Genomic DNA, 8,741 nt, shown 5'->3' on the forward strand with positions numbered 1-8,741 from the left:
CGCCGCTACCGTTGTGGGCAATCGTTCCGCAGGGCGGAACGGGTGGGCACAACCCACGACGTAGGGCGCCCTGGCGTCGGACCCGTACCCCCGTAAGGGGGGACCCTCAGCGGGCGCCGTCGGAGGCCAAGGCCTCCGACACCCCCGCTTCCCGCGGCCCCAGAAACCGCGGCTCCGGCCGGAAGACGGCGTCCCACGCCGCCTTCCCGGCCGCGACCAGCTCCCGCGCCGCCCCGTAGTACCACGTGACATCGTGCCGGTCGTCGACCCCGACGCCGTACGACGTGACCCCGGCCGCGTCGCACAGGGCGACCGCCCTGCGTATGTGGAAGCCCTGGCTGATCAGCACCGCCCGGTCCACGCCGAAGATCTTCTTGGCCCGCACGCACGAGTCCCAGGTGTCGAACCCCGCGTAGTCGCTCACGATCCGCCCGTCCGGGACGCCATGAGCGGTCAGGTAGGCGCGCATGGCGTCCGGCTCGTCGTACTCCTCGCGGCTGTTGTCGCCCGTGACCAGCACCACCTCGATGCGGCCCGCGTGGTACAGCTCGGCCGCCGCGTCCAGGCGGTGGGCGAGGTACGGCGACGGCTCGCCGTTCCAGAGGCCGGCGCCGAAGACCATCGCCACCGGGGTGCGGGGCACATCCGCCGTCGTACGGAGCCGACCGTCCGCGGAGACGAACAGCCAGGTGGCCGGCAGGAGTGCCAGCACACAGGCCAGCATCAGCGCCTGGACCGCCCGGCGCTGCCCCGGGCGTGTCCGCGGCAGCCGGAGCCGCGCCGGTCTCTGCGGCCACCGAAGACGCGGCCGGACCGCTCGGCCCAGCCTCCGCATCCAGCCGTGCAGTAGCATCCAACCCCCGTATCCCCGTGCTCGCCCGGCATCGGGCCAGCTGTGATCAACCGTAGGCGACCCCACCGACAATCACGCCGTCGGACGACCCCGGGTTGCGTTCCAGCTGACACCGCGGTTCGGTGCAGCGTGAGCCCCGGGGAAATGAGCCGTCATCGTCGCGCAACCCAGTGGCAACCTGACGCCGCCACGATCGGTTCATGACGGCGTCGAACCCTCCTCGCGACGAGTCCACCCAGCCCTCGGGCAGCAGCCTGTCGCCCGGCACGGCACCCACCGACGGCCACCTCGACAGTACGGCGCAACTCATGAACCGGATCACCAGCCAGCTCGGCAGCCAGCTCAGCCTCGTAGCGCTCGACGGCAGGCGCCGCCACCCCGAGTCGCCCGCCCTCGTCCTCGTGGCGCACGGCAGCCGCGACCCGAGAGCGCTGAGCACGGTCGAGACGCTTGCCGAGCGCGTGCGCGAGCTGCGCCCCGGCCTCTCCGTCCGGCTCGGCCACATCGAGCTGAACGAGCCGCTCCTGCCCGACACGCTCGCCGCTCTCCGGCCCGGCCGGGCCGTCCTCGTACCGCTGCTGCTCAGCCGCGGCTACCACATCAAGCAGGACATCCCCGAGGCCGCCGCCGAGGCCTCCCACCTGAACATACGCATCGCGGCGCCACTCGGTCCGCACCCCCTCCTCGTCGAGGCGCTGTACGCGCGGCTCGTCGAGGCCGGATGGAGTACGCGGCTCAGCGCGGCCGACCGGCGCAGCCACGCCGTCGTGCTGGCGGCGGCCGGATCCCGCGATCCCGACGCCGCCACCGACACCCAGCGCACCGCCGAACTCCTGGCCGAGCGCCTCGGAGTGCCGGTCGTCCCCGCGTACGCCTCCGCGGCCGCCCCCACCGTGCCGGACGCGGTGCGCGCCCTGACAGCCCGCGGCCGGCACCGCGTGGCCGTCGCCTCGTACTTCACTGCGCCGGGACGTTTCGCCTCGGAGTGCGCCGAGGCCGCCCCCTGGATCGCCGCCGCACCGATGGGCGCGCACGCCGCGATGGCCCGCCTCGTCCTGCACCGCTACGACGAGGCCCTCGTGTCGTCCGCCGCGGCCGCGTCCCTGCACCTCGCCACGGCCTGAACCTCCGGTACCCGGGACGTCGGACCTCCCGGATCCCCGGCGGCTCACTGTCCGTGTTTCTTCCGTTACTGCCTCTGTCACCACCTGCGTCTACTGTCGGTGCATGGAAGGCACCGAACTGAACGCGTACTACGACGAGGCGGCCGTCGAGCGGTGGGCCGGCGAGGCCGACAAGAGGCCGGGGCGTACGGCCTTCCAGCGCGACCGCGCGCGGGTGCTGCACTCCGCCGCGCTGCGCCGTCTCGCCGGAAAGACGCAGGTGGTGACGCCTGGGACGCGCAGTCAGGCGTGGGATCCCAGCCCACGTACCCGGCTGACGCACTCGCTCGAGTGCGCCCAGGTCGGCCGGGAGCTGGGGGCCGCGCTGGGCTGCGACCCGGATCTGGTCGAGACCGCGTGCCTCTCCCACGACCTCGGCCACCCGCCCTTCGGGCACAACGGCGAGCAGGCGCTCAACGACGTCGCGCAGAGCTGCGGCGGCTTCGAGGGCAACGCCCAGTCGCTGCGGCTGCTCACCCGTATCGAGCCCAAGCGCTTCGTACAGGACGAGGAGAGCGGCGATCTTGTCAGCGTCGGGCTCAACCTCACGCGCGCGGCGCTCGACGCCGCGACCAAGTACCCCTGGCCGCGCGGCGCCCATCCCGCCGACCCGGCGTCGCCCAAGTTCGGCGTCTACGAGGACGACCGCCCCGTCTTCGACTGGATCCGCAAGGGCGCCCCAGCCACCCGCACCTGCTTCGAGGCCCAGGTCATGGACTGGGCGGACGACGTGGCGTACTCGGTGCACGACGTCGAGGACGGCCTGCACGCCGGGCATATCGACCCCAACTGCCTGCACGCAGAGCCCGAGCGCAGGGAGATCTTCGCGGTGGCCATCGGGCGGTACGTACCCGCCGACACCGACCCGGCGGAGCTCGCCGCGGCCCTCGACCGCCTCCTCGACCAGGAGTGGTGGCCGCACGGCTACGACGGCACCGCCGTCGCCCAGGCCCGGCTCAAGGACGCCACGAGCCAGCTCATCGGGCGGTTCTGCCTCGCCGCCGAGGGTGCCACGCGGGAGAGATGGGGGTCGGGACGGCTCACGCGATACGCGGCCGAGCTGGTCGTGCCGCGCGCAACCCGGCACGAGTGCGCGGTCCTCAAGGCCGTCGCCGACCGCTATGTGATGCAGCGCGCCGAGCAGGAACGGCTCCGCGCCGACCAGCGGATCGTCGTCGCCGAGCTGGCCGAGGCGCTCGCCGCGCGGGCGCCCGAAGGCCTCGACCCGCAGTTCCGCGCGCTGTTCGACGCGGCGGGCGACGACCGCGCACGCGAACGCGTCATCGTCGACCAGATCGCGTCCCTGACCGACGCATCGGCCCGCTCCCTGCACGACAGGCTCACAGCGCGCCGTCCATGAGGGCGTCACCGAGCCCGGTGCGCACATGGAACACCTCGTGGCCGCGGCGTTCCGAGATCACCAGGCCCGCCTCGCGCAGCACGGTGGCGTGCCGGCTGGCGGTCGACATCGTCAGGCGCAGCAGCTCGGCGAGCTGGGTGGTGGTCCGGGGCTGCTCCAGCGCGTCCAGGACCAGCGCGCGCGTCGGCCCGATGAGCTGCCCCACCGGCAGATCGGCCGCGCCGAGCCGCCCCTGCGCGCGGGCCCGGGCCAGCCAGCCCGGCGCGGGCCCCAGCGGATGCACCAGCACCGGGTCCAGCCCGTCGTCCGCGAGCGTCACCGGCATCAGCACACAGAAGAACGACGGCACGATGGTCAGCGGCCGCCCGTCGAGCGGGAGGTCGCGAGGGTGCGGATAGGGCGCCGTCAGCGTCCGGGACTCCCAGGTCAGTGCGGGACCGTAGCTCCTCAGCAGCCCGTCGGGACCTGCCCGCAGCGCCGCGTCCGACCGCACCGAGCGGTCCGCCCGCACCGCCTCACGGACTGCCGGACGATACGGCTCCACGGCGATCGCGTAGTAACGCCGCAGCGCCCCGCCGAGCCCCTGCAGCGCCCGCGGATCGCCCTCCGCGAGACGTCGCACCAGGGGCGGCACCGGCCCTCGCGGGCAGAGTTGCGCCAGCTCCGCGGCGAGCCGGCGCCGCGGGGTGCTGAGCACCAGTTCGATGCCCGTGTGCAGGTCCGGCGCGGTGCCCTGGCCGGGGGTGAGGAAGTCCGGGAAGTACGCGGCCGAGGGCACCAGCCTGGTCAGCGCGGTCGTCGTCGCTGTGAGGCCGGCGCGTGCCAGGCCCGCGCGCACCTCGCGCCGCCACGGGTCGAAGACGACCGCCGCCTGGCGGTTCTGCAGCAGGTGCAGGCTCAGCGTGATCTCCCACAGTGGATCGGGCTCGCCCGCCACCCGCAGCCGGCCCAGGTCCTCGGCCGTGAAGTCGATACGCAGCATGCCCCCACCCCTCAGCGAGTGCTGCTCCCGCCTCACCGTAGCCAGCCGCACAGAGCGCCCGGGCGGAGCTCCCCCATCCCTTTGCATCCTGGACGAATCACCCACCCAACCGACCCGCGCGGGCGACTCTTGACCTCGCGGCGGCCCGCGCGGGTTCCCTGGGGAAGCGATCCGCGCCCCGCCGCACCCGCGGGTCCACGCAGGCCGCTCCGTACGCGGCCCCGCACGGTCGGCACCACGCGCGCGGCGGCCCGCGCGGGCCCGCGCCCGTGGCCCTCCGGCCGGGACGGCGCGCCGGTGACATCCACACGGACGTGACCCGGCGTGGCCTGATCGGGCCACTCCCTCTTCCCCCCTCACGCTCCGTGCGGGACGCTCAAGTGGCGGCACCGTGTTGTTCCGGGCTCCGACATCCGCGGTTTCCGCCGATGTCGCCGGATCCCCGACGAGGAGGCATCAAGTGGTCGACGCGGATCAGACGTTCGTCATCGTCGGGGGAGGGCTGGCCGGAGCGAAGGCGGCCGAGACGCTCCGTGCGGAGGGATTCACCGGACGGGTGATCCTGATCTGCGACGAACGCGACCACCCGTACGAGCGCCCGCCCCTGTCGAAGGGCTATCTGCTCGGCAAGGAGGAACGCGACAGCGTCTTCGTGCACGAACCGGCCTGGTACACCCAGGCCGAGATCGAGCTGCACCTCGGCCAGGTCGTGGTGTCCATCGACCGCTACGCCAAGTCGGTACGCCTCGGCGACGGCACCCTCATCGAGTACGACAAGCTGCTGCTCGCCACCGGAGCCGAGCCGCGCCGCCTGGACGTTCCCGGCACGGATCTCGCGGGCGTGCACCATCTGCGGCGGCTCGCGCACGCCGAGCGGCTGCGCGGCGTCCTCACCTCGCTCGGCCGCGACAACGGCCACCTCGTGATCGCGGGCGCGGGCTGGATCGGCCTGGAGGTCGCGGCGGCCGCGCGCGAGTACGGCGCCGAGGTCACCGTCGTCGAACCGCTGCCCACACCGCTGCACTCCGTCCTCGGCCCCGAACTCGGCCAGCTCTTCGCCGACCTCCACCGCGAGCACGGGGTGCGCTTCCACTTCGGCCGCAAACTCACCGAGATCCTCGGCCAGGACGGCGTGGTCCTCGCCGCCCGCACCGACGACGGCGAGGAGCACCCGGCGCACGCCGTGCTCGCCGCGATCGGAGCCGCCCCGCGCACCGCCCTCGCCGAGGCAGCGGGCCTCACCATCGCCGACCGGGCGCACGGCGCCGGCATCGCCGTCGACGCGTCGCTGCGCACCTCCGACCCGGACATCCACGCCGCCGGCGACGTGGCCTCCACCCTCCATCCGCTGCTCGGCTTCCCGATCCGCGTCGAGCACTGGGCCAACGCGCTGAACGGCGGCCCGGCCGCGGCCCGCGCCATGCTCGGCCAGGAGGTGACGTACGACCGCGTGCCCTACTTCTTCTCCGACCAGTACGACATGGGGATGGAGTACTCGGGCTGGGCGCCGCCGGGGACGTACGACGAGGTCGTGATCCGGGGTGACGTCGGCAAGCGGCAGTTCATCGCGTTCTGGCTCGCGGAGGGGCGGGTGCTGGCCGGGATGAACGTGAATGTGTGGGATGTCACGGAGCCGATCCAGAAGCTGATCCGGTCCCGCGCACAGGTGGGCCCCGAGGCCCTGTCCGACCCGTCCGTGCCGCTGGAGAGCCTCGCCGGCTGAGCGGCGGGCGACCGTCGCGGCTTCGGTGTCCGTCCGCCCCCGTAGAATTCCTGCGTGGCAGGCAGGATCAATGACGAGGACGTGAAGGCCGTCCGGGACGCCGTCCCGATCGACGCCGTCGTGTCCGAGTACCTCCAGCTGCGCAACGCGGGCGGCGGCAACCTCAAGGGCCTCTGCCCCTTCCACGACGAGAAGTCACCCTCCTTCCAGGTCAGCCCCAGCAAGGGGCTGTTCCACTGCTTCGGCTGCCAGGAGGGCGGCGACACCATCACGTTCGTGATGAAGATCGACCACCTCTCCTTCTCGGAGGCGGTCGAGCGGCTCGCCGCGCAGGCGGGCATCACGCTGCGGTACGAGGAGGGCGGGTACAACCCCGCTCACCAGCGCGGCGAGCGCATCCGCCTGGTCGAGGCGCACAAGATCGCCGCCCAGTGGTACGTCGAACAGCTCGACAGCAGCCCCGAGGCCGAAACCGGCCGTAAGTTCCTGGCCGAGCGCGGCTTCGACCAGGCCGCCGCGGCCCACTTCGGCGTCGGGTACAGCCCCCAGGGCTGGGACCACCTCACCCGCTACCTCCGCGGCAAGGGCTTCACGGACAAGGAGCTGCTCCTCTCCGGCCTCTCCCAGGAGGGCCGCCGCGGCCCCATCGACCGCTTCCGCGGCCGCCTGATGTGGCCGATCCGCGACATCGGCGGCGAGGTCGTCGGCTTCGGCGCCCGCAAGCTGTACGAGGCGGACACCGGCCCCAAGTACCTGAACACCCCCGAGACGGCGATCTACAAGAAGTCCCAGGTCCTCTACGGCATCGACCTCGCGAAGAAGGAGATCGCCAAGACCAGCCGCGCGGTCGTCGTCGAGGGCTACACGGACGTGATGGCCTGTCATCTCGCCGGTGTCACCACCGCCATCGCGACCTGCGGCACCGCGTTCGGCGGCGAGCACATCAAGATCCTGCGCCGGCTGCTGATGGACAACGGCAGCGCCCGTGTGATCTTCACCTTCGACGGCGACGCGGCGGGCCAGAAGGCGGCCCTGCGCGCCTTCGAGGACGACCAGAAGTTCGCCGCCGAGACGTACATCGCCATCGCCCCGGACGGCATGGACCCCTGCGAACTGCGTCTCGCCAAGGGCGACGAGGCGGTCGCCGACCTGGTCGAACCGCGCACCCCGCTCTTCGAGTTCGCCCTCCGCCAGATCGTGCACCGCTACGACCTGGAGACCCCGGCCGGACGTGCGGCAGCGCTGGACGAGGCGGCGCCCATCGTCGCCCGTATCAAAAACACCGCCACGCAGCACGAGGTCGCGGTGCAGCTCGCCGGCATGCTGGGCATCCTGGACACCCAGTTCGTGGTGCGGCGGGTCGCGCAGCTGGCGCGCTGGGCCCGCGACCGCGGCGGCCGCGGGCCTGCACCGGCATCAGCGGCGGCACAGCAGCGGGCTCCGCACTCCCCGCAGTCGTACGCCGCGGTGCGCGCACCGTCCGGCCCCGCCCTGAACCTCCGCAGCCCGGCCCACCGCACCGAGCGTGAGCTGCTCAAACTCGCCCTGCAGTACCCGCAGTTGGTCTCCCCGGCCTTCGACGCGTACGGAGTCGACGAGTTCACCGCCCCGCCGTACGCCGCCGTCCGGCAGACCATCGAGGAGGCGGGGGGCGCCGAGCTGGGCGCCCACGACGCCTCCGCCTACCTCGCGCGCGTACGCGAGGCCGCGCCCGACGACACGGTCCGCGCGATGGTCACCGAGCTCGCCGTCGAGCCGATCCTGCGCAAGACCGTCGACGAGGTCTATGCGGGCATCCAGCTCGTCCAGGTCCGCCTGCGCGCCGTGGACCGCCGCATCCGCGACATCCAGGGCACCCTCACCCGCCTCGGCCCGCACGCCGATCCGGCCCATGTGGCCGCGGTGCAGAACGAGTTGTGGATCCTGCAGCAGTACGGCCAGGCGTTGCGGGAACGCGGCGCGGACGCGCTGTAGGCGCGCGAGACCGGGCCGACTCCGGAGCCGGCCCGCGGGCCCGACCGTAACCGCCCAGTCACGGCCCGGCCGCAAAAAGTCACCGCACGCCCCTCGTGGCAGTGATGTGTCGTACCCCACACTGGGTTCCGGTGCCTGAGTCCTCGGAGCGCGGCCGGCCCGCAGACGGCGGGCCCGACACCCCCGCGGTTCCGCTTATCGCGTACGGGACGGACAGCGGCAAGGCCGCCGACGCCGGTCCCGTCGTACCGCTGTCGCACGCCTCAGCAGCGATCACCCTGGAGGTCGCCCCCGTGCAGACCCAGACCCTCACCCAGACCGACGCCGCCCTGGACCCGGAGGCGGAGACCGACCTCATGACGGCGGTTCCGCCGCTGGGCAGGGCCCGCCGTCATCCTGACCACGGCACGGCAGCGATGAGCCCCGACCATCCGCAGGGGCCGCCCGAGCCGCCCACCGACCAGCCCCCTGCCCCTGCGGACATCGCCGTGGACGGTCAGCCGGAACCGGACCTCGTGGACGCCGCGGACCCCGTGGAGCTCCCCGCGCCCACCAGCCGGACCGAGACCGGCGGCCCCTCCGCCGACCTCTTCCGCCAGTACCTGCGCGAGATCGGCCGCATCCCCCTGCTCACCGCCGCCGAGGAGGTCGAGCTCGCCCGCCGCGTCGAGGCCGGGCTCTTCAGA

7 protein-coding genes are annotated in these 8,741 nt (G+C 73.1%); 5 read left to right on the top strand and 2 right to left on the bottom strand.

Annotated elements, in window-relative coordinates; translation table 11 throughout:
• Window positions 1-106: 106 nt before the first annotated feature.
• The gene (locus STSP_RS31240; RefSeq protein ID WP_067284381.1) at window positions 107-835 is read right to left on the bottom strand and encodes a SanA/YdcF family protein; all 729 of its coding nucleotides are present in this window, start codon (window positions 833-835) and stop codon (window positions 107-109) included.
• Between the two features lie 218 nt (window positions 836-1,053).
• Here STSP_RS31240 and STSP_RS31245 point away from each other — a divergent pair, with 218 nt between their 5' ends.
• Together STSP_RS31245 and STSP_RS31250 are read left to right on the top strand one after the other, a co-directional pair.
• Window positions 1,054-1,977, top strand: coding sequence for a sirohydrochlorin chelatase (locus tag STSP_RS31245; RefSeq protein ID WP_198547468.1), 924 nt, complete (start codon window positions 1,054-1,056; stop codon window positions 1,975-1,977).
• A gap of 103 nt (window positions 1,978-2,080) precedes the next feature.
• On the top strand, window positions 2,081-3,376 hold the full coding sequence (locus STSP_RS31250; protein ID WP_067284377.1) for a deoxyguanosinetriphosphate triphosphohydrolase: 1,296 nt from the start codon (window positions 2,081-2,083) through the stop codon (window positions 3,374-3,376).
• Here STSP_RS31250 and STSP_RS31255 read toward each other — a convergent pair.
• A complete protein-coding gene (locus STSP_RS31255; RefSeq protein WP_067284378.1) occupies window positions 3,357-4,358 on the bottom strand; it encodes a helix-turn-helix domain-containing protein in 1,002 nt (333 codons plus the stop codon). The two genes, STSP_RS31250 and STSP_RS31255, sit on opposite strands and share 20 nt — an antisense overlap.
• Before the next feature lie 460 nt (window positions 4,359-4,818).
• Between STSP_RS31255 and STSP_RS31260 the strand changes: the two genes are divergently transcribed.
• From STSP_RS31260 to STSP_RS31270, 3 genes are all read left to right on the top strand, one after another.
• Window positions 4,819-6,081 carry an NAD(P)/FAD-dependent oxidoreductase gene (locus STSP_RS31260; RefSeq protein WP_067284379.1) on the top strand — a complete coding sequence of 421 codons (1,263 nt, stop codon included), beginning with the start codon at window positions 4,819-4,821 and terminating at the stop codon, window positions 6,079-6,081.
• 54 nt (window positions 6,082-6,135) lie between these two features.
• Window positions 6,136-8,055 carry a DNA primase gene (gene dnaG / locus STSP_RS31265; protein ID WP_067284380.1) on the top strand — a complete coding sequence of 640 codons (1,920 nt, stop codon included), beginning with the start codon at window positions 6,136-6,138 and terminating at the stop codon, window positions 8,053-8,055.
• Window positions 8,056-8,186: 131 nt separating this feature from the next.
• On the top strand, window positions 8,187-8,741 hold a 555-nt coding region (locus tag STSP_RS31270), incomplete at its 3' end, for a sigma-70 factor domain-containing protein (RefSeq protein WP_332835403.1).

The sequence above is a fragment of the Streptomyces jeddahensis genome (assembly GCF_001642995.1).
GTDB lineage: Bacteria > Actinomycetota > Actinomycetes > Streptomycetales > Streptomycetaceae > Streptomyces > Streptomyces jeddahensis.

Coding starts and splice junctions, on each gene's coding strand:
- STSP_RS31240 (WP_067284381.1), bottom strand. CDS start 835: ATGCGGAGGCTGGGCCGAGCGGTCCGGCCGCGTCTTCGGTGGCCGCAG.
- STSP_RS31245 (WP_198547468.1), top strand. CDS start 1,054: ATGACGGCGTCGAACCCTCCTCGCGACGAGTCCACCCAGCCCTCGGGC.
- STSP_RS31250 (WP_067284377.1), top strand. CDS start 2,081: ATGGAAGGCACCGAACTGAACGCGTACTACGACGAGGCGGCCGTCGAG.
- STSP_RS31255 (WP_067284378.1), bottom strand. CDS start 4,358: ATGCTGCGTATCGACTTCACGGCCGAGGACCTGGGCCGGCTGCGGGTG.